Source organism: Desulfofarcimen acetoxidans DSM 771 (assembly GCF_000024205.1).
Taxonomy (GTDB): Bacteria; Bacillota; Desulfotomaculia; order Desulfotomaculales; family Desulfofarciminaceae; genus Desulfofarcimen; species Desulfofarcimen acetoxidans.
Map to the genome: position 1 here is coordinate 72,983 of NC_013216.1, position 21,274 is coordinate 94,256.

At 41.5% G+C, this 21,274-nt stretch carries 22 protein-coding genes; 19 read left to right on the top strand and 3 right to left on the bottom strand.

Going from position 1 to position 21,274, the window contains the following annotated elements:
* Nucleotides 1-94: 94 nt before the first annotated feature.
* From DTOX_RS00350 to DTOX_RS00430, 18 genes are all read left to right on the top strand, one after another.
* Complete coding sequence (locus DTOX_RS00350; protein ID WP_012813482.1) at nucleotides 95-355, top strand: hypothetical protein; 261 nt, start codon at nucleotides 95-97, stop codon at nucleotides 353-355.
* Between the two features lie 58 nt (nucleotides 356-413).
* The gene (gene scfA, locus DTOX_RS21845; RefSeq protein ID WP_012813483.1) at nucleotides 414-566 is read left to right on the top strand and encodes a six-cysteine ranthipeptide SCIFF; all 153 of its coding nucleotides are present in this window, start codon (nucleotides 414-416) and stop codon (nucleotides 564-566) included.
* Between the two features lie 67 nt (nucleotides 567-633).
* On the top strand, nucleotides 634-1,992 hold the full coding sequence (scfB, locus tag DTOX_RS00355) for a thioether cross-link-forming SCIFF peptide maturase (protein WP_012813484.1): 1,359 nt from the start codon (nucleotides 634-636) through the stop codon (nucleotides 1,990-1,992).
* A gap of 161 nt (nucleotides 1,993-2,153) precedes the next feature.
* Complete coding sequence (locus DTOX_RS00360; protein ID WP_012813485.1) at nucleotides 2,154-2,759, top strand: tetratricopeptide repeat protein; 606 nt, start codon at nucleotides 2,154-2,156, stop codon at nucleotides 2,757-2,759.
* A gap of 217 nt (nucleotides 2,760-2,976) precedes the next feature.
* Nucleotides 2,977-3,891 carry a peptidase MA family metallohydrolase gene (locus DTOX_RS00365; protein ID WP_012813486.1) on the top strand — a complete coding sequence of 305 codons (915 nt, stop codon included), beginning with the start codon at nucleotides 2,977-2,979 and terminating at the stop codon, nucleotides 3,889-3,891.
* Nucleotides 3,892-3,990: 99 nt separating this feature from the next.
* Nucleotides 3,991-5,247: a UDP-N-acetylglucosamine 1-carboxyvinyltransferase gene (gene murA, locus DTOX_RS00370; RefSeq protein WP_012813487.1), complete on the top strand. Its 1,257-nt coding sequence runs from the start codon at nucleotides 3,991-3,993 to the stop codon at nucleotides 5,245-5,247.
* A gap of 17 nt (nucleotides 5,248-5,264) precedes the next feature.
* On the top strand, nucleotides 5,265-5,744 hold the full coding sequence (gene rlmH / locus DTOX_RS00375; protein WP_012813488.1) for a 23S rRNA (pseudouridine(1915)-N(3))-methyltransferase RlmH: 480 nt from the start codon (nucleotides 5,265-5,267) through the stop codon (nucleotides 5,742-5,744).
* 254 nt (nucleotides 5,745-5,998) lie between these two features.
* Nucleotides 5,999-6,187, top strand: coding sequence for an indolepyruvate ferredoxin oxidoreductase subunit alpha (locus tag DTOX_RS00380; RefSeq protein WP_012813489.1), 189 nt, complete (start codon nucleotides 5,999-6,001; stop codon nucleotides 6,185-6,187).
* A 191-nt stretch (nucleotides 6,188-6,378) separates the two neighbouring features.
* Nucleotides 6,379-7,248, top strand: a complete 870-nt coding sequence (locus DTOX_RS00385; RefSeq protein ID WP_012813490.1) for a respiratory nitrate reductase subunit gamma — start codon at nucleotides 6,379-6,381, stop codon at nucleotides 7,246-7,248.
* A complete protein-coding gene (locus DTOX_RS00390; protein WP_012813491.1) occupies nucleotides 7,235-8,599 on the top strand; it encodes a (Fe-S)-binding protein in 1,365 nt (454 codons plus the stop codon). Before DTOX_RS00385 ends, DTOX_RS00390 begins: the two co-directional genes overlap by 14 nt.
* A 154-nt stretch (nucleotides 8,600-8,753) precedes the next feature.
* On the top strand, nucleotides 8,754-9,071 hold the full coding sequence (locus DTOX_RS00395) for a TusE/DsrC/DsvC family sulfur relay protein (protein ID WP_012813492.1): 318 nt from the start codon (nucleotides 8,754-8,756) through the stop codon (nucleotides 9,069-9,071).
* Nucleotides 9,072-9,292: 221 nt separating this feature from the next.
* A complete protein-coding gene (locus tag DTOX_RS00400; RefSeq protein WP_012813493.1) occupies nucleotides 9,293-10,702 on the top strand; it encodes a cobyrinic acid a,c-diamide synthase CobB in 1,410 nt (469 codons plus the stop codon).
* 240 nt (nucleotides 10,703-10,942) lie between these two features.
* Nucleotides 10,943-12,361: a dissimilatory-type sulfite reductase subunit alpha gene (gene dsrA / locus DTOX_RS00405; protein WP_012813494.1), complete on the top strand. Its 1,419-nt coding sequence runs from the start codon at nucleotides 10,943-10,945 to the stop codon at nucleotides 12,359-12,361.
* 33 nt (nucleotides 12,362-12,394) lie between these two features.
* Nucleotides 12,395-13,582 (top strand): dissimilatory-type sulfite reductase subunit beta, encoded by a 1,188-nt coding sequence (dsrB, locus tag DTOX_RS00410; RefSeq protein WP_012813495.1) that lies wholly within the window; start codon nucleotides 12,395-12,397, stop codon nucleotides 13,580-13,582.
* A 30-nt stretch (nucleotides 13,583-13,612) separates the two neighbouring features.
* Nucleotides 13,613-13,846 (top strand): dissimilatory sulfite reductase D family protein, encoded by a 234-nt coding sequence (locus tag DTOX_RS00415; protein WP_012813496.1) that lies wholly within the window; start codon nucleotides 13,613-13,615, stop codon nucleotides 13,844-13,846.
* A gap of 102 nt (nucleotides 13,847-13,948) precedes the next feature.
* Nucleotides 13,949-14,575, top strand: coding sequence for a tetratricopeptide repeat protein (locus DTOX_RS00420; RefSeq protein WP_012813497.1), 627 nt, complete (start codon nucleotides 13,949-13,951; stop codon nucleotides 14,573-14,575).
* Nucleotides 14,576-14,577: 2 nt separating this feature from the next.
* Nucleotides 14,578-15,171, top strand: a complete 594-nt coding sequence (locus tag DTOX_RS00425; RefSeq protein WP_012813498.1) for a YkgJ family cysteine cluster protein — start codon at nucleotides 14,578-14,580, stop codon at nucleotides 15,169-15,171.
* Nucleotides 15,172-15,175: 4 nt separating this feature from the next.
* Entirely contained in the window at nucleotides 15,176-15,376 is a 201-nt protein-coding gene (locus DTOX_RS00430) for a hypothetical protein (RefSeq protein ID WP_012813499.1), read from the top strand.
* A gap of 104 nt (nucleotides 15,377-15,480) precedes the next feature.
* Here DTOX_RS00430 and DTOX_RS00435 read toward each other — a convergent pair whose 3' ends face one another.
* Both DTOX_RS00435 and DTOX_RS00440 read right to left on the bottom strand, forming a co-directional pair.
* Complete coding sequence (locus DTOX_RS00435; protein ID WP_012813500.1) at nucleotides 15,481-16,611, bottom strand: DVU0298 family protein; 1,131 nt, start codon at nucleotides 16,609-16,611, stop codon at nucleotides 15,481-15,483.
* 3 nt (nucleotides 16,612-16,614) lie between these two features.
* Nucleotides 16,615-16,860 (bottom strand): FmdB family zinc ribbon protein, encoded by a 246-nt coding sequence (locus DTOX_RS00440; RefSeq protein WP_012813501.1) that lies wholly within the window; start codon nucleotides 16,858-16,860, stop codon nucleotides 16,615-16,617.
* A 117-nt stretch (nucleotides 16,861-16,977) separates the two neighbouring features.
* On the opposite strand from DTOX_RS00440, the gene DTOX_RS00445 reads away from it, so the two are divergent.
* Nucleotides 16,978-17,232 (top strand): CDIF630_02480 family spore surface protein, encoded by a 255-nt coding sequence (locus tag DTOX_RS00445; RefSeq protein WP_042315183.1) that lies wholly within the window; start codon nucleotides 16,978-16,980, stop codon nucleotides 17,230-17,232.
* Between the two features lie 325 nt (nucleotides 17,233-17,557).
* On the opposite strand, the gene nifJ is transcribed toward DTOX_RS00445, so the two are convergent.
* Entirely contained in the window at nucleotides 17,558-21,181 is a 3,624-nt protein-coding gene (gene nifJ, locus DTOX_RS00450; RefSeq protein WP_012813503.1) for a pyruvate:ferredoxin (flavodoxin) oxidoreductase, read from the bottom strand.
* Nucleotides 21,182-21,274 lie beyond the last annotated feature (93 nt).

Here is a 21,274-nt window from a genome sequence, read left to right on the forward strand (position 1 = left end):
TATATAAAGATTTAAATAAATATTTTTTTGTAGATAAATTTATGGGTGTTTATGATATAATTGTAAATACATTCCATATATTGGAGGGATACAGATGAAGAAGAAAAATATAATAATAGTAATGGGTGTGATACTGGTTTTTTCAATGGGTGTCTATATGGAAAAGCATTTTTCCTTTTCCCGGGGACTGGTTGAAGGCACACAGGATGTTTTAAGAAAAACTCATATTCTTTCCGAAAGGTTGGTGAAAGAAATAAAACAAGCAATATCAACAGTTAAAATTACTTCTGCTATAATTCTGGGTATCCTTGCAAAGGGAAATATAAAAAACCGGCTAGTGAAAATTAAAAAATAATTTGCTTGCAGGGATTATTTAACTTGCATTATAATGAAGTGGAAGGGAGGTAGATTAAATGACCAGACATATTGTTACAATTAATAAGAAGACCTTACATAGCACCATAAGCGGCAGGGGTTGCGGTGAATGCCAGACTTCTTGTCAGTCAGCTTGCAAAACATCTTGTACGGTTGGCAACCAGGTGTGTAAAAAGGAGAAGCAAAATTAACAGCCTGATCCCGCAAGGGATGAGGTTTTTTTTTGAACAATGCAATAATTTTTTAGGGGGCTAAGACTTGATACATAAGTTCACGATAGATCAAATTAATATTGTTTTGGATGTCAACAGCGGAGCGCTTCATGTTGTTGATGACTTAACTATGTTGGTTTTGGAAGATTATTTATCTTTGAGCATAGAAGATATTTTGAATAAACATCGTGATATATACTCGGAACAGGAGATTACAGGTGTATGTGATGAGATTAATGAGTTGCGGAAAGAGGGGTTGCTTTTTAGTGAAGATCCTCTGCAGAATAATGACTATTTACCCGGAGAAGGAGTTGTAAAGGCTTTATGCCTTCATTTAGCACATGACTGCAATATGAGGTGCCGTTATTGTTTTGCTGGGCAGGGAAAATTTGGTGGCAGTTCCGATTTGATGCCGCTTAATGTTGGTAAGAAGGCGATGGAATTTTTAATAAAAAGTTCCGGCAGCCGGAGGAATATTGAGGTTGATTTTTTTGGTGGCGAACCGTTGATGAATTTTAAAGTATTGCAGGATTTAGTTTACTATGGCGAGGGGTTAGCCTCTGCCAATGGAAAGATTATTAAATTTACTGTTACTACAAACGGGCTTCTGTTAAACAAGGAAGTAGAGGATTTTCTGAATTGTCATGATATCAGTACTGTATTGAGTCTGGATGGCCGTCCTGATTTGCATAACTATATGCGACCCATGCCAAATGGGGAAGGCTCATACAAATATGTGCTGCCAAACTTTCAGCGCTTTGTTAACTCCCGCCATCAGGAAGACTATTATATACGGGGTACTTATACGCATCATAATCTGGATTTCAGCAAGGATATTTTTCATCTTGCGGGTCTGGGGTTTAACTCTCTTTCAATTGAACCTGTTGTGGCTGAGTCAGGGAAGGATTATGCTTTGCAGGAAGAAGATTTGCCTGTTATAGAACGGGAGTATGAAATACTGGCACAAGGCCTGCTTGAATATGCCCGTAAAGGAAATAATATCAGTTTCTTTCATTTTAATATTGATCTTGACGGCGGTCCTTGTCTGGCAAAACGTCTAACCGGATGCAGCGCCGGTTATGAATACCTGGCTGTGGCACCTAATGGTGATATTTATCCCTGTCATCAGTTTGTAGGAAGAAAAAACTTTCTGTTAGGCAATGTTTTTGATGGCATAAGTAAAAAAGAAATTGCTATTGATTTCCGCCGGGCACATGTGTACAATAAGCCGGAATGTATGGATTGTTGGGCTAAATTTTATTGCAGCGGTGGTTGTCATGCAAATGCCGAAGCTTTTAACGGTACAATATATAAACCCTATGATTTGGCCTGTAAACTGGCTCGCAAAAGAATTGAGTGTGCGCTCTACTATAATATCAAGAAAGGCTTGGATAATAGTCAATAGTCTTTTTCGAAAACTTTACGGGTATAAGTCAATATGTTATAATATGACCATTATTGTTGCATAATCTTACATTAATTCCTGGGAACAGACTATTGTCTTAGATTGGTTGAGTGGTATAATGTTATAGCTTGCATGGATTATAAGTATGGGGAGTTGAAAATATGGCCTATAAAGGCATGTCTTTACGAGCAAAAAGAAAGAGGCAACAAAAAATAGTTTTTTGGTTTTTGACAATAGCACTGTCTGTAGGTTTGATTGGTTCTTCCGTAATGTGGTCTGCAGGCGACGGAGGCACAAAAACTCCTGACAATAAAAATCAGCAGCAATCGTATAATCCCGAGCAGGAACTGAATGAACTGGAGAAATCCGCTAAAAGCAGTCCGCAAGATGTTGATGTTTTGGGCAAACTGGCGCTTGCTTATGAACAAAACAATATGCCTGAGCAGGCCTTAAGAACTTATGAGAAAATTGTTGCGATAGATCCAAAAAATATAGAGGCAGCTACTTTTTTAATGAAGAAATATTATTATGCCGGCGGGTATGATGAGGCGGAGAAATATGCTAAGCAGCTATTGGCTCTAGAGCCTGATAACCAGGATGTTCACTATTTTTATGGGTTTATATTGGCTGACGGTAAAAAGAACTACCGGGCCGGTATAGCTCAATTAGAAGAATGTGTTAGATTGGCCAAGACAGGTCCAGATGTTCAGGTTTATAAAGAGACGATTAAAGATTGGCAAAGCAAGCTTGAACAAAAACAACAATAGGCGTTGCAGAAAGAAAACTGATAAAAAAACAAATATTCCGGTTAAAGACCCGGCATATTTGTTTTTTTTTGCAATTTACAGCTATGTACATTATTTACCTCTAGGAATCAGACAGACCTGCTTTTATAATATAATTGGTTAGAATAAAGAGAAGTTTTTTTCAAGGAAAAACAAGTTATAAAAAATATTTTTTCAACAACTGATTAAGGTGATATTAATGGCAAATATAAATCGTAAACTATTACGAAGTGAATCTCATTTTAATTTAAGGGAAAAGGTGTTCAAATTGTTTGCTGTCTTATCTGTGGTGTTAATAGCAGTATTTGCTTGCTTGCCGGAAAACGCGAGAGGATACGGGTACAGTTTGTACAGAGAGGCAATTAAAATGAGCACTCTTTTTAATGTCAGAAACATGACTGCATTGGAGGGTCCCCATTTTGTGGTTAAATATCCTTCGGATGTTGAGGTGGCTGAGGCCAGATTGGTTTTAAATACGGCAGAAAAATTTTATACTCCAGTTAGCGAGGACTATAATTACAGTCCTTCAAAAAAAATCCCTGTTATAGTTTATTCGAGCAAAGAGAAATTGAATGGTTTTTTTGGCTGGCCTGCCAGCGAAAGTGCAATGGGTGTGTATTGGTCAGGTATTATTTGTGTATTGTCCCCTAAGACGTGGATTGACTCAGACAACCCCGATAAGATAGAAGATATTTTTGTTAATTCCGGTCCTATGGCCCATGAGTATACGCATTTAGTTGTTGATTATATTACCAGAGGAAATTACCCGCGTTGGTTTACTGAAGGTTTAGCTCAGTATGAGGAGTACAAATTGACGGGCTTCCGTTTTACTGAAACCGGAGGGAATCTGAATCAGGATTTATACTCTTTTAATGATCTAACACAAAACTTTGATTATTTACCTAATCAATCACTTGCTTACCGCCAGTCCTTTGCTGCAGTAAAATATTTAGCTGACAATCACGGTCAGGAGGGTATTATAAAAATAATGAATCTCTTGTCGCAAGGTAAAAGCATTGACGCGGCTTTGCGAAGTATCACAGGTACTGGTGTGGACGGTTTTGAGGATAACCTGACGCATTGGATTTTCAACAATATCAGTCAATTTGGCTAAAAGTTTTTGAAGCAATTGCAAGATCGGCTTCTTTGTGAGAAAATATTATGTAGTAATAATCGATTAAATATAAACATGATAGTGGATTGGGGATGCAAAATGAGCAATATTGCTATCGTAGGGGGGCAAAGGCTTCAGGGAAAAGTAAAAGTCAGCGGAGCAAAAAATGCAACTCTTGCGATACTTGGAGCAGCTTTGTTGGCTAATGAAAGTATTATCCTGGAGAATGTGCCCGACATAAGTGATGTTAGGATAATGGTAAATATCATTCGTGATTTGGGCGGGGAGATTGATTGGTTGGACAAGGAAGTAATATCTTTTGTTCCGCCTAAAGAAATTAAAAAATCTCCTATATATAATAATGTAAAGAAATTGCGCGCCTCCAATTTATTGCTTGGGCCTCTATTGGCCAAGTTTGGTTATGCTGAAGTGGCTCTTCCCGGAGGGTGCAATATCGGAGTGCGGCCTATGGACTTGCATTTTAAAGGGTTGGCCGGTCTAGGTGCGGATTTATATATAGAGAGAGGTTGTGTCAAAGGATCTGCTAAGAAACTTGCAGGTGCCAGAATATATCTTGATTTTCCCAGTGTTGGAGCTACTGAGAATATAATGATGGCTGCCTGTCTGGCTGAGGGACAGACTATTATTGAAAACGTTGCCAAGGAGCCGGAAATAGTTGATTTGGCAAATTTTTTAAACAGTCTGGGCGGCAAAGTGCGAGGGGCAGGCACAGATGTTATAAAAATAGAAGGAGTAAAATCTTTAGATCGCGGTGGTCGCTATGCTGTAATTCCTGATCGCATTGAGGCCGGAACTTTTATGGTAGCTATTGCGGCGACAAGGGGTGATGCGATCCTTGAGGGGGTTATTCCCAGGCATATTGAGCCTCTTATAGCCAAGTTGCGGGAGGCTAATGTTGAGATAACTGAGGAAGGGGATAATCTAAGAGTCAGAGCGGTTAGCCAACTAAATCCCATAGATATCAAGACGCTGCCTTACCCTGGTTTTCCAACTGATATGCAGTCGCAGGTAATGACGCTGCTGACAAATGTGCCGGGAACCAGTATAATTATAGAGAATATTTTCGAAAATAGATTTCAGATTTCAGATGAATTAAAGAGAATGGGAGCTCAAATCAAGGTTGAAGGGCGTATGGCTGTAATTGAGGGTGTTGCATCTTTACAGGGGACTGTTGTTAAGGCCTCTGATTTGCGGGCCGGTGCTGCTTTGGTAATTGCCGGTTTAATGGCAGAAGGAGTTACCGAAATCATCAATTCTTTTTACATTGACAGGGGATACCAGGACTTGGAGGATAAATTATCTTCGCTGGGTGCTAAGATCTGGAGAAACGATTGAGAGGGTTTGTTTAAGTTTTGCATATCAATATTTTAGCCGTAGGAAAACTAAAAGAAAAATACTGGACTGAAAGTCAAAACGAGTATCTGAAAAGACTGCGCGCCTATGCAAAATGCGAGGTAAAAGAGGTGGTTGATGAGCGTTTTGCACCCTCGGTTATGTCCAGAGAAATTGAACAGGTTAAAAACAGGGAGGGCAAAAGACTTCAGTCTCTGATTGATGAAACAAGTTATCTTATCGCATTGGATTGCAGAGGGAAAATGCTTGAATCAGAGGAATTTGCGGGTATGTTAAAAAACCTGGCTCTAACGGGTAAGAGCAATGTTAGTTTTATTATTGGCGGTTCCCTGGGTTTGTCGGGGGAATTGCTGTCCAGGGCTGATTTCCTGCTTTCTTTTTCCAGGTTTACTTTTCCGCATCAGCTGATGCGTGTTATTCTTTTGGAGCAAATCTTTAGATCTTTTAAAATAATTAAAAATGAGCCTTATCACAGATAAAGTTACGTGCTATACTTTAATTGATTTTTGTGATAATTTTTATAAAAAAGAGGTCTTGATCAGGAGGAATAATTTTTTATATAACGAATATAAGGTACATAACGCAATTGTTATGTGGTTAATTGTATCATTGATTAACCTGATATAGTGTGCTTTGGTGACAACTGGCATCAAGCTGCTGGGTGCTTAGTGTTATTGTTGTCAGCCATTTCACAATATTATTATTTAAAACTATTAGGAGGGAGGATGTATTTATGTTCGTAGTAACAATCGATCAGGATAAGTGTGAGGGTTGCGGTGAGTGCGCAGAATCTTGCCCGGCTGACATTTTAGGCTTTGAAAATGGAAAAGCCTTTGTGTCCGGTGACGCTAATGATTGCATGGGCTGTGAAACTTGTGTTTCTGTTTGCCCGGCAGGCGCTACTTCTATTGAAGAGAAGTAATTTTTTTAAAATTGGCCCGGTTTTTTTAAAGATAAAACCGGTTATAGCAATATTTTATATTGCTATAACCGGTATTATTGAAAAAAGCTGCTGATTTGCCATCAGCTTATGTATTTTTGGGGAAAGAGATTAGAAATAAGACACATTAATGTGTTCTGGGCTTTGGGAAATCCCAAAGGAGGTGTAAGCTTTTGAATTTCTTTGTAGGCCAGGTAATGCCGTATATCACTATTATTGTTTTTACGGTAGGTATATTGTATCGTCTGAGTCGCTGGGGTCGTACCCGTATAGTTCACAATATTACTCTTTCCGATAATATCGGTCCGACTCATTGGCCTAAGTCAAACGCTGAGGTGCTGGCGTTGATCGGTTCTGAAGCCTTTTTGTTTAGAAGTTTATTCAGATTTGACAAGGGCTTATGGGCAGGTGCATGGATTATGCATATTTCCCTGCTTAACATTCTTGGTGGTCACGTAGTAGGTTTTTATACCCTCGGCAAACAGTTTACCTATATCGGTATGTCGGAAGCAATGAGCGAGCATGCATCCGAATTATTGGGTACTTCCTTTGGTATCATAATATTCTTTGCGCTTTTGTATTTATTGTACAGACGTTTAGCAGTTGCCGCAGTTAAGCAGGTTACTGTAACAAGCGATATACTCCAACTTTTATTGCTTATCGGTATTGTTTCTGCCGGTAATTTTATGCGCTTATTCCCGGACTACGCTGTGCACTATGAAACTGCTAACAGCATTGTAGGCGGTATTGTTCATCTTAATCCGGTTGCTTTGCCTGATAATATTTTCTTTACAATTCACTTTTTCTTAGTGCAAGTTCTATTAATGATTTTCCCGTTTAGTAAATTAATGCATGTTTTAGGCATGTTTGTTGAGCGTAATATTGTAAACCGTGTTTATAAAGAGTTGCCGCCAGGGTTGCCTGGTATTAATGTTCCTGTTGAAAATGCGGTTGATGTATTATATTCACCCAGTATTGAAGCCAGGGACAACTGTCCTGCCTGTGTTTCTGTCTCGGGAGGTGTAAAAAATGCCGGAGTATAAAGGAATGGTTCAGCCTGTAAGGGCTAGTGAAGCTGATTTAAAGAAAATATTTGTGACACCGGTACCTGATGACAAGAAACCTGAATTGGCTTTGAAGTACCTGGATGATATTCGCAAAAAATTCCGTTCATTTGTTATGGCCATGGAGTCTTGTGTTAAGTGCGGTCAATGTGCGGAAAACTGTCACACATATTTAGGCACCAGGGATCCTAATAATATACCAACTAATCGTGCCGAGCTGATTAGGAAAATCTACAAGCGTTATTTTACACTTGAAGGCCGCTGGTTTGGCAAGCTGGTGGGAGCAGAAGATATTAATCTTGATGTTATTGAATCCTGGTACTCCTATTATTACCAGTGCAGTCAGTGCAGGCGTTGTGCTTATGTTTGCCCGTTCGGCATTGATACCTGTGAAGTTACCTTTATTGGCCGGCAGATACTGCACTGGCTGGGTATAGTGCCCAAGCTGCATGCCGGTGTGGGTAATGCTATGGGCAGAGTAGGCAACCATACTAATTTGCCTAAGCCTGGTATTATTGACACCCTGGAATTCCTGGCTGAGGACGCAGCTGAAGAATTCGGGGTAGAGTTCGAATTTCCGGTTGACCAGCCGGCAGATATTATGTATATACCCTCTTCGGCAGACTTTTTATTAAACCCGTATACCCTGGTTGGCGCAGGTATGTTTTTTCACTATATCGGCGCCAAGTGGACGATTCCCAGTACGGTAACTGAAGCCGGTAACTTTGGTCTATTATTTGACCAGTACTATACTCAGAGGAGTAACGTTACACGATTGCTTAATGCCGCTTTTGAACTGGGAATTAAGAAAATTGTCTGGGGTGAATGTGGTCACGGCTGGCGTGCGGCAAAAATGTATATACCCAGTTTAGCTGATCGTCCCTTAAGTATTCCAATCACACACGTTCATGAGGAAATTGCGCAGCTAATCCGTACTAATCAGCTTAAACTCGATCCCAGTAAGAACCCGTATCCGGTTACCTTGCATGATCCCTGCAACTATGTAAGGGCCTGTGGTCTTTGCGACGATATGAGGGTGCTTATGAATGCATCAGTAGCTGATTTTCGTGAAATGACCCCGAACCGTCAGAAAAATTTCTGTTGTGGTGGAGGTTCAGCTATTCTGTTTGATGATCCGGAAATGTACCAGCGCCGTATACAGCTTTCAGCTAAAAAAGCCGAACAGGTTAGAGAAACCGGAGCAAAAATATTATGTGCACCTTGTTCCATTTGTAAAGCCCAGCTTTACCCAATGGTTGAGGAGCATGAATTGGGTGTAGAAGTAAAAGGTCTGGTTGATTTAGTCGGTAAAGCCTTGGTTTGGAAGTAGCAATATAATAAATCAAAATTAAATATTGGTTATCCTTATTTCAGGCAGGAGACTTTATTGTTCAGGTAGAATATAAAGTTAGCTTATATTCATGTCCTGCTATCAGGCGTGACCAAAGAATCAATCTATATATAATTTTGGAGGTGTGTTTTAAATGGCAGCTATTGAAATTAATGGTGTTAGCTATGAGTTGGATGAAGATGGTTTTTTAGTGGATCCCGCAGCCTGGTCAAAAGATTTAGCTTTAGCTTTTGCTAAAGACGAAGGTATCTCAGAAATCACTGAAGAACACTGGAAAATTATTGAGTATCTCCGCGACTATTATCAGCAATTCCAAGTTGCTCCGATGGTACGTAAGCTTTGTAAAGAAACAGGTGTAACCCTTAAGCATATGTATGAGTTATTTCCCTCTGGCCCGGCTAAGGGTGCCTGCAAACTTTCCGGCCTGCCGAAACCAACTGGTTGTGTATAATTAAAATATTATCGAAATACTGCGCAGATTTATTTGCGCAGGTATTTCGCCCTTTGTTAGGTATTGGTTATTAGGGCCCGGGGCGTTGAGGTAGGTGTAAAGTAGGTTTTCCCTGCATATAATACACCTAACTGGCTGCTGTCGGGCATGTTTTTTGATTATTCAATATTGGTAACGGGCCGTTTCTAATTAACCTGGTGACCGGGAGGCTGGTATTTGAAGTGAGTAGCTATTGGATTCCGCGCTTGGTAATTGGTGCCCCCCAGGGCCGTTCAGGAAAGACAACAGTCACATTGGGAATATTAGCAGCGCTGACAACGAGTAAAAAACTTAAAATACAGCCTTTCAAAAAGGGACCCGACTTCATTGATCCCAGTTGGATGACACAGGTTACCGGTAGAAACTGCCGCAATCTTGACAGCTTCCTAATGACAAAGGAAGATGTCAAGAGAGCCTTCGCAAGGGGGGCTTTCGATGCAGACATAGCAGTTGTTGAAGGTGCTATGGGTCTGTTTGACGGGGTGGATATTGAAGGCAGCGGAAGTACTGCTGAAATAGCAAAGGCCATTTGCTCTCCGGTTGTATTGGTTGTTGACGCTACAAGAATGACGCGCAGTATTGCAGCTTTGGTAAAAGGTTTTCAGGATTTTGATGAAAATGTGCTGATTGCCGGGGTTATCTTGAATAAAATAGCTCGTCCCAGGCACGAAAATATGCTGAGAGCTGTAATAGATCATTACTGTGGTATACCGGTGCTGGGAGCTATACCGAAAGGACAGCAGTTTATAATACCTGATCGTCATTTGGGATTAATACCTGCTAACGAAGATGACGAGCTTAACCTGGCGGTACAAAAAGTTGGAGAAGCAGCCGGCAATTATCTGGATTTAGATAAGTTGCTGGAAATTGCAGCAGGTGCTAAGGCCATTGAATTAGACGAGCCTTATATAAGCAATATAAGCGATGATACAGAAACTAGTCAAGGCTTGAAGCCGGTTGTTGGAATAATCAAAGACAGAGCATTTAGCTTTTATTATCCTGAGAACATTGAAGCGATTAAAGATGCAGGGGCCGAGATTGTGATAATTGATGCTTTGCGGGATAAAAAGCTTCCTTATATTAACGCGCTATACATTGGCGGTGGCTTTCCGGAAGTTTTTGCCGCTCAACTTCAGTCAAACGAGTCTTTGCGTTCTGATATTAACTCAGCAGTTGAGGCAGGTATGCCGGTATATGCCGAGTGCGGTGGACTTATGTATTTATGCCAGAGACTGATTTATCACGGGTTGGCTTATGATATGGTGGGTGTTTTGCCTTGTGACGTGCAGATGGTTGATAAGCCTCAGGGCCATGGGTATATGATTGCCGATGTAATTGATGAAAATCCTTTCTTTCCGGCAGGAGCAAAGATCAAGGGTCATGAATTTCACCATTCAAGAGTCATAAATCTGAATTACCAGGCAGCCAAATTTGCTTATCGTGTAGAACGGGGGTTTGGCATTGACGGCAAAAATGACGGGATGATTTATAAAAACGTGCTGGCTACGTATAATCATATCCATGCGCTGTCAGTCAAAGAGTGGGCCGCAAATTTGGTTAATCGGGCTGCCGAGTACCGGCAAATACCATAACCCCCACCTAACGTCTATAGACTAATAATAATTAATTGATTAGAATATAAGCAGAGTTAGTCTATATGGGAAGAAGGAAGTATATAAGATTTTATATGTGAAAATTCTAAAAAAGTATTTCTTTTAAGAAGGAATAATGTAAAAAGTAACGAATGTATACGTTAGGTATGCAGTTGTTCTTTGAAAGGACAAGTGGTTTAAGTAGAAATAACTTATGTTCAACAAAAGGAGGTATTGTTAGTGAGCTTTGAACCGCAAGAACCCAAAAAAGTCATAAAGTATGAAGACGTGAGAATCTACACTGATGCAGAAATTAATAACTACACGGAAGAAGAACTTAAAGCTTTTAAAATTAAGTATGATATTCCTGATTTAGAGGAATTGGAAAACGGTCCTTGGCCCAGTTTTGTTGCTGATGCCAAGCAAGCCGCTTTGCACAGAAGCAAATTGCCTGCTGACCGTATGCTGATTGACCCCAATGGTGTTGAAGATATGCTGGGTCAGCTTCAGGTTTCCTTTGATGAAGGGGAAACTCACTGGAAGCACGGCGGTATCGTAGGCGTGTTCGGTTATGGCGGTGGTGTTATCGGTAGATATTCCGATTTGCCGGAAAGATTTCCCTCTATTGCTCATTTCCACACTGTACGTTTAAACCAGCCTGCCAGTAAATTTTATAATACTGATTTTCTGAAATCTCTTTGTGATCTCTGGGACTATCGTGGCAGTGGTATGTTGAACCTGCACGGTTCTACCGGTGACATCATTCTCTTGGGAACCACTACCGAACAGTTAGAGCCTATTTTCTTTGAAGTTACTCACGTAATGGACCAGGATATCGGAGGTTCCGGTTCAAACCTGCGTACACCTTCCTGCTGCATTGGTAAAGCTCGTTGTGAGTGGGCATTATATGATACACAGGAAATGTGCTATGAAATGACAAATTATTATCAGGATGAATTACACCGTCCTGCTTTCCCGTATAAATTTAAGTTCAAGTTTGACGGTTGCCCGAACGGTTGCGTAGCTTCCATCGCTCGTTCCGATATGTCTTTTATCGGCACATGGAGAGACGACATTCGTATTGACCAGGCTGCTGTACAGGCTTATATTAACGGTGAATATGCTCCTAACGCTGGCGCTCATGCCGGTAAAGACTGGGGCAAGTTTGATATTAAGAAGGAAGTTTTGGATCTTTGCCCGACAAAGTGTATGTGGATGGAAGGTGGAGAGCTCAAAATTGACAATGCTGAGTGTACACGTTGCATGCACTGTATTGCCGTAATGCCGAGAGCGCTGCGTCCCGGTACTGATACTGGTGTAACCATTCTCTGCGGAGCAAAAGCACCTATTTTGGACGGTGCTCAAATGTCTACATTGATCGTTCCCTTTATGAAAGCAGAACCTCCCTATGATAATATTAAAGAATTTATTGAGAAAGTATGGGAACTGTGGATGGAAGAAGGCCGTAACCGCGAGCGTTTGGGTGAAATGATTCAGCGTATTACTCTGCCGAAATTCATTGAAACTATTGGTTTGCCGGCTACTCCTCAAATGGTTAAGGCTCCGCGTTCTAACCCCTATATCTTCTGGAAGGAAGAAGACGTACCGGGCGGTTGGGACAGAGACATTAACGAGTACAGAGCGAGACATAAGAGATAATTGTAGATAATAAGAGATAGGAGGTTTAGATTAATGTCATTATCCTTAGATAGACTTGGCAGATATAATCCCGAAAAAGTACAGGAAAACAGGCTGACTGACCTTGGTCCGAGGCATTATTGGGAATATTTCCCTCCTGTAATTAAAGAAAATTACGGCAAATGGGCTTATCACGAAGTCCTTGAGCCTGGCGTATTAGTACACGTTTCGGAAACCGGTGACAAAGTTTTTACCGTTAGATGTGGTGCTGCGCGTTTTATGACTGTTCAGCATGTACGTGAAATCTGTGCCGTTGCTGATAAGCATTGTGACGGTTATGTTCGTTTTACAACACGTAACAACATTGAGTTTTTAGTGGATAGCTTGGAAAAAGTTGAAGCGTTAAAGGCAGATTTAAACAGCCGCAAGTTTGTTTCCGGCAGCTTTAAGTTCCCCATTGGCGGTACTGGTGCCGGCGTTACCAACATTGTTCATACACAGGGTTATATTCACTGCCATACACCGGCAACTGATGCTTCCTCCATGGTTAAGTCGGTTGCTGACGAACTGTTTGATTACTTCACCGGCATGACTTTGCCTGCTAAAGTAAGAGTATCCATGGCCTGCTGTCTGAATATGTGCGGTGCCGTGCACTGCTCTGACATAGCGCTTTTAGGTTATCACCGCAAGCCTCCTATTATTGACCATGAAGTTATCAGCAAGGTTTGTGAAATTCCTCTGGCTATCACCGCTTGCCCGGTTGGTGCTATTTCTCCGGATAAGACTGCTGATGGTAAGAAAACAGTAAAAGTTAAAGGCGAACGCTGCATGTTCTGCGGTAACTGCTACACCATGTGTCAGGCCCTGCCTCTCTCTGATAAAGAGGGTGACGGTGTTACCATCCTGGCAGGCGGCAAAATCTCAAACAGAATCAGTGAACCCAAATTCTCTAAAGTTGTTGTTCCCTGGTTACCTAACGAATTCCCGAGATTCCCGCAAGTTGTTGAAAACGTTAAGAAGATTATTGAAGCTTACGCTGGGAATGCTAATAAATATGAGCGTCTTGGTGACTGGGCTGAGCGTATCGGTTGGGAAAAATTCTTTGAGAAGACTGGCTTAGAATTTACCGAGCACCTGATTGATGATTATCGTCTTGCTTATGATACATGGCGCACCAGCACTCAGTTCAAGTACACTGATGCAGCTTGGGCACTTTCTAGAGCAGCAGGCGATATAGACTAGTTCCAAGTAGTACAAAGGAGATGTTATAGAATGGACGAAATTAAAAAAGCCATCCTTGAGTTTGCTGAAACCAGCAAGAAAACTAAGTTTTATTTCAAGGACATGGAAAAGGCCATTCAAAAGGTCCTTCCGGATGCAAAAGCCAGGGATATTAAAAAGGCTGCCAGTGCACTTGTAAATGAAGAAGTCTTGATTTATTTTTCTACCGGCAGCAGCACTATGTACGGCTTAAAAGGGAGAGGCATGACAGAAGATCCCGAATAAACCGTAAAGTATTAAAGGAGGTTGTTATCCTTATTGGGATAACGGCCTCTCTTTATCTGAAAAGAGATATTTCCCTTAAATCCACTTTGAAAGGCAGATAATATGAAAATACCAAAAAGCGCTGAAAAATTCATAGCTGAACAAATAAGTTTAATAAACGAGAATCCCGAGTGCGCTAATGCTCACTATAATTTGGGAGTTACGATGATGGAGTTAGGCCAGTATGATCAAGCCATTGAGTTGTTTGAAGAGGCTATAGCGAACAGCGGAAGAATGTTTGAGGGATATGTAAATTTGGGTTATATATACCTGAAAAAGAGAGATCTGGAGATGGTGGCAGCAACCAATAAAAAAGCAGTTGAAATAGAACCCAGGTATGCCAGGGGTTATGCTAACATGGGTTTTGCTTATTTGGAGATGGCCTGTCCTGATGAAGCTATAGAAGCTCTGGAAAAGGCCATTGAACTTAACCCCGAAATCGTTCAAGCATGGAGCAACCTGATTAACGCGTACCTGCAAAAGGATGAAATAGATAAGGCCATTGAGACAGGTAAAAAATTAATAGAATTTGCCCCGGAATTTTCATTAGGGCAAAATAATCTTGCCACTGCTTATTATTTAAATGAAGAATATGACAAGGCTATTGAACATTTGGATATTGCTATGCGGCAGGGTTTTTCTGTACACCCTGACTTTTTAAAAGAACTGCAGCCCTATAGGGAGAGATAATTATGATTATAGCAGATTTATTTCATGAGTACGAACAGTTAGTGGCGAAAGCGGAACATTCCTTTCAGGAAACAGAGAAAAATCACAGCGATTGTATCAAATGCGATATTCACTGCTCAGATTGTTGTCACGCGATATTTGGGGTTTTTATAATAGAGGCGGCTTATATAAATTATCACTTTAAAAAAATGGACGCCAAGATCCGGCAGGAAATTAATGTAATGGCGGAAAAGTTTGATTTAGAATTGCAGTCAAAGGCTCAGACAGGAGAACCTATTGAAAAGCTCAGGGTCAGGTGCCCTCTCTTAAATGATAAGCAGGAATGTCAGATGTATAAGCACAGGCCAATTACTTGTCGTGTTTACGGGGTTCCCACTATGATTGACGGTAAGGTACATGTATGTTATAAATCAGGTTTTAAAAACAACCAGGTCTATCCTGTTTTTAGTCTGGATATGATGTATAAGGAGCTTTTTGAATTATCGGTCAGGTATTTGGAAGCCCTGCAGTACGACAAAGATGAGAACGCTGCTTTGCTCCTGTCAGTTTCCACAGTTCTACAGAAGCCTATAGAAGAGATACTGAAGGAGATATAATAAGGTGGACAGGTTTGGTAGTTTAATGAATACAGGAGGATATTTTATTTTAGCTAACGCTAAAGCTGTAGTTATTAGGCTAAATAATATGAGCACAGGAAAGACCGTATCGGTGAAAGATAATTTGTCTGAAAAATGGCAGTTTTATAGTAATCCAGATACAAGAAAAATAAAGGCAATCTCTGCTTTCTCAGAAAAAAGCTGAGAAAAAAGGGACTGCCTTTTATACTGATTTTCAACAGAAATGTTTTTTATGTTTATTAAAGCTTGCATTGAATTACTAATATTATGTTTATGACTGTTCGCAGCTTATTTTTGGCCGGTCAGCTTGGCAAGAGCTTCTTCGACCAACTGGCATACTGTTCTTTTAATGATATTTCCTTGTTCATAATCATCAAATTCCTGTTTGTCACTAGTTAGCTTTTCTAAATCAGCTTTAGCCGCGGTAGCCCCGATAAGTCCCAGGACCAGTGCGCTGTATGCCCTGGTAGCAGGATGCCGATCTGCAAGAAATGGTGTAAAGAAGAAAAAAGGTTTTTGGACCAAATCAGGTCTTTTTGCCGCAACTTTTCCTATAGCGCGCATAGCTTTATGCCTGACAACTTCCTCCTCAAGCAATTGATACAAAGTGGGGAGATAGCCAATAAAAAGATTAGGAGAAGTACTTATAATCTCACCTGCTGTATCAATGGCCCCCCAGACAGATGTACCGTAATCGGAGACGGAAGAGACTAATTTTTGCAGCAGCCTGGAAATAGTGCCGGGATTTGATTTGGCAATAATTGCGGATACTTTGCCAATAATTTCGGCATTTCTCATCCTCATCAACTCATCGCCCGAGTAAAGCAGCCTTTGAAGCTCTCTTAAAACTCTTTTATCCTGAGAGGCAATGGAAAGAAGAGATTCTACTTGATAATCCCGGACCATATCCTCAATTTGCTTCCGGTTGAAGGCTTTTTCCGAAGACAAACCGGCGGAAGTGGAAGCCGGTGTTGCCGGTTTGGCATTCTCCAATTTCCTTTGTACCCCTTCTGCGGTAGCTTCTTGAATCTCATTATGCATTCTAATGAAGTATAGCGCCCCATTTACTCTCCTACCCTCGTAGGTGCCCCCCGGAACAATCAGATTGCTTTCCAGGTCGTAATCCTTGACTAAACCATCTTGATAATCTTCTTCAGGCAAGAGATTCCAAGCTAAATCCCAGTCCATATTAGCTGCAAAAACCAGTGCTTCGGCAAAAGCGGCTCCCAGGTTGTGTCCTGTCGCGTCATGAGCGTATACGGCACCACATACACAGCTGCCAACCGGCATATCACCCGGTCTTTTTATATCCAGTTCTTTAGGTCTTTCCAGTGGCAAACCGCAAAAAGGGCAGGTCGCAATCCTTGCCAGTTCTTTGCCGCGCGGTTCATTTTGCATGCTGTATCTGAAATTATTCATGGACTATCTCTCGTAGCCTGGTATTTCCAGAGTAGAACACTTGTTGCCCTGGCTGCAGGATTTGTTGATTAAATTAGGTTTATTAGCGCCTTTGCCTGTTCCCATAGCATAATTAGTCCGGCTAATAACCCTTTCAAAACTATCGGACTGGCATTCCGGACATTCAATGCTGACCTCTTCATCATGTTTGATAAAAAGCTTCTCAAAAATATTGCCGCACTTGAGGCAGCGGAATTCAAAAATCGGCATATTATTTCTCTCCTTAAATGCTTCTGGCGTACTTTTTGTTTCTAGTATAGCAGTATGATTGGATAAGTGTCAATTACTAAGCTGTGTTTATACTGTTTGGTAGGTGGCGCCGTCTGGGTGACTGTATTGCTAAATAAAATTTTTAATTCAGGTTATAAGGAATATCAGTCCGGACAAATAATAAAACAAAAGGAGAGTGATATAATGGCAGAGAATAAGTACAAAGAGAAAAACCTGTCAAAACCCATAGAACAACATGTTACGGCTTCGTGGGCAAATATTGATAAGATGCAGCCTGTATCAAAGGTTGCTATCCCCGGTGATCAGGAAGTAGGGGATGCCAAGGAATGGGTAGATAAAAACCAGAAATAGAGAAATTAAAAATAGGAGCTTTTAAGTAAAATTTGGAATTATCTGATCAAAAGGATAGCTACAGCTAATTAAAGTATGGAAGAGTAAATAAGCATAAGCAATGCAAATTGGTTTGCAAAAAAGTTGTCAGTGTCTATAAACCTTATTGCCTAATAAGAATAAATAGGTAACTCAGAATTGTTACAAGTTACTCCGAATCCTAATAAACCCGTATCCCCATAAAAGGCGGTACGGGTTTATTGTATTCCTTCTGTTATACGAGAGGGAGATTTGTTTTTGCAGGGAGAGGCATATTGATAATTTTTAATATATCATTTTAATAACATTATTTTGTTTCAGCCAGCTTCTTGTAGCCTTCGTATCTCTCTCTGGCCTGTTTTGCAGACTCCTCCATCAATTTTTCGGCATGCTCAGGGAATGCATTCAACAGTGAAGAGTAGCGGATTTCACCTTTGATAAAATCTTTATAGGATTCGTTAGGTTCCTTAGAATCCAGAATAAAGGGATTTTTACCCTCTTCTTTAAGCATGGGGTTATAGCGGTACATATGCCAGTAGCCGGCTTCAACTGCTTTTTTCTCCTCAGCTATGCTGGTGCCCATACCTGATCTGATGCCATGGTTAATGCAAGGAGAGTAGGCTATGATCAGGGAGGGTCCCTTATAGCTTTCTGCTTCCACCATAGCTTTCACAGTTTGGTTCATATTAGCCCCCATACATATCTGGGCAACATAGACGTAACCGTAATTCATCATCATCATGCCCAGGTCCTTTTTCTTGATCTTTTTACCGCTTGCGGCAAACTTGGCTACAGCAGCGGTGGGGGTGCTCTTTGATGATTGTCCTCCGGTATTGGAATAAACCTCTGTATCCAATACCAGCATATTGACATCTTCGCCGGCTGCCAGAACATGATCCAAGCCGCCGAAGTCTATATCATAAGCCCAACCGTCACCACCGATAATCCATTGAGATTTTTTTATCAAGAAATCTTTTTTATCAATAATCTCTTTTATAAGTTGGTTTTCAGCATTACCAAAGTCTTTTAGCGCCGCAAGTATTTTTGCTGCAGCAGATTTGGAAGCCTCGCCGTCATACATCCCTGCCAGCCACTCCCGAAAGGCCTCTTGAAGCTCTGCACTTAGCGGGACGGCAGCTGCTTCGGGTGAAATTTGCCGTAAGACTTGATCTGAAGCTTTCCCGTGTGCTGCTTCTAAGGTTAAGTCAGAATTCAGTTCCCCGGCAGATTTTTCTCCCAGAGCAGTTCTCATTAAATCGGCCAGCCTCTCTCTTATCTGGCTAACACCCAGAAGCATACCGTACCCATATTCCGCGTTGTCTTCGAACAGAGAGTTGCCCCAGGCCGGTCCTTTTCCTTCAGCAGTTGTAGTATAAGGAAAAGAGGGGGCGCTGGCGCTGTATATGGACGAACAACCGGTAGCGTTGGCAATCATCATTCTGTCCCCGAACAGCTGTGTTAAAAGCTTTATGTAAGGGGTTTCGCCACAGCCGGGACAAGCTCCGTTAAATTCAAATAAGGGCTTGGCAAACTGGCTGCCTTTGACAGTCCGGTGGTCTATTAAGTGAGATTTGCCGGTGAGCAATCGAGCGAATTCCCAATTATCTGACTGTGCGGCAATTTCCTCTTCCGGATCGTTCATGATCAGAGCCTTGCCGGGAGCCGGGCAAACATCGGCACAGTTTCCGCAGCCGGTACAATCAAGAGGGGTTATCTGAATACGGTATTGCAGTCCTTCCAGCCCTTTACCGGTTGCCTTTTTGGTTATAAAAGAAGAGGGGGCTTTTTTGACTTCTTCTTCATTCAGCAGGAAAGGCCTCACTACAGCATGGGGGCAGATAAAAGAACACTGGTTGCACTGGATGCATTTCTCCGGTTGCCACTGAGGTATTCTTGCGGCAATACCTCGCTTTTCATAGGCCGTCGTGCTTAAAGGAAAAGTGCCGTCTTCTCTGCCCTTAAAGGCGCTGACAGGCAGTTCGTCACCTTCCATTCTGGCCATCGGTCTTTGAAAATTCTTAGTGAAAAAAGGTTCTTCCTTAACGGGTTGGTTTTCATCATCTGCGTTAGCCCAGCCTGCCGGAACCTCAACTTTGACCAGAGAGGAGATACCTTTGTCTACCGCTTTATTATTCATATCTACAATATTTTGGCCCTTATGCCCATAACTGGATACAATAGAATCCTTTAAATATTTAACTGCATTCTCCAGGGGAATCACATTGGCCAGTTTAAAAAAGGCGGCCTGCATGATCATATTTATTCTGGCACCCAGACCGATTTCAGATGCTATATCTATAGCGTTAATGATGTAAAAGTTAATATGGTTTTGAGCAAGGTATCTTTTTATATAGGACGGTAGTTTCTCTTCCAGCTCGTTGGTTTTCCAGTGGCAGTTCAGTACAAAGGTGCCGTTTTTCTTCAAGCCTTTTAGTAAGTCATAATGAAAAATAAAGGAACTGTTATGGCAGGCTATATAGTCAGCATTATAGACCAGATAAGTTGATCGTATAGGTTGTTTGCCAAATCTTAAGTGGGAAACAGTTGTACCTCCGGATTTTTTACTGTCGTAAGAAAAATAGCCCTGGGCATAAAGATTGGTATTGTCACCAATAATTTTAATAGCGGTTTTATTGGCGCCTACCGTACCGTCTGAGCCCAACCCCCAGAACTTGCAATTGATAGTCCCCTGTGGTGTTGTTTCAATGATGTCTTCTTCAGGCAGAGATGTATGAGTGACATCGTCATGAATGCCAATAGTAAAACGATCTTTTGGAGTACCACTCTTAAGGTTATTAAAGACAGCTATTATTTGTGAAGGTCTGGTATCTTTTGAGCCCAAGCCGTAACGGCCTCCGACAAGAACGGGTTTTTTATCTTTGTTGTAAAAGGATTTGACAATATCCAGATATAAGGGTTCACCTACAGAACCGGGTTCCTTGCTTCTGTCCAGTACCGCTATGCTTTTTACGCTCGGAGGCAGCACATTAAAGAAATGTTGAGCCGAGAAAGGGCGGTATAAGCGTACTCTTATTGTTCCTACCTTTTCTCCTTTTCCGCGGAGGTAGTCTATTGTTTCATCAATTGTTTCGCAGACTGAACCCATGGCTACGATCACATATTCGGCGTCTTCCGCTCCGTAATAGTCGAAAGGTTTGTAATCACGCCCGGTTATTCTGCTGATTTCCCGCATGTAGCTCTCAACGATATCCGGCACTTTATCATATAGGGGGTTGGAGGCTTCTCTGCCCTGAAAATAGATATCCGGATTCTGTGCTGTTCCTCTTATAGAAGGGTGCTCAGGGTTTAAGGATCTGTCGCGAAATTCTTTGATTGCCTCGTAATCCAAGAGTTTAGATACCTCGGTATAATCCAGCACCTCAATTTTTTGCACTTCGTGAGAGGTTCTAAAACCATCAAAAAAATGCAGAAAGGGTATTCTGGACTTGATGGCTGACAGGTGAGCAATGCAGCCTAAATCCATAGCCTCCTGTACGCTGGCAGAGGCCAGCAGAGCCACGCCTGTTTGGCGGCAGGACATAACATCCTGGTGATCGCCGAATATGGATAGAGCATGTGTTGCAATAGCTCTGGCGGTAACATGAAATACCGCGGGGAGCAGTTCACCCGCCATTTTATACATATTGGGTATCATTAATAAGAGACCCTGGGAAGCCGTATATGTGGTGGTCAATGCGCCGGCTGCCAGTGAACCGTGCATCCCTCCCGATGCTCCTGCCTCTGATTGGAATTCGACAACTCTCACCGTTTGTCCGAAAAAGTTCTTTTTACCATGGGCGGCCCATAAATCCACACTCTCGGCCATGGGTGTAGAGGGTGTTATGGGGTAGATGGCTGCCACTTCCGTAAAAGGATAAGAGATATAGGCAGCTGCTTCATTGCCGTCCATAGTTTTTGATGCCTTGGCCATGAAAAATCCTCCTTGTGGATTGATTATTCAGGCTTAGTATTTGATGTGGCAGGGTAATCATACATGAAAATCAAGCTTAAATTATTAAATATA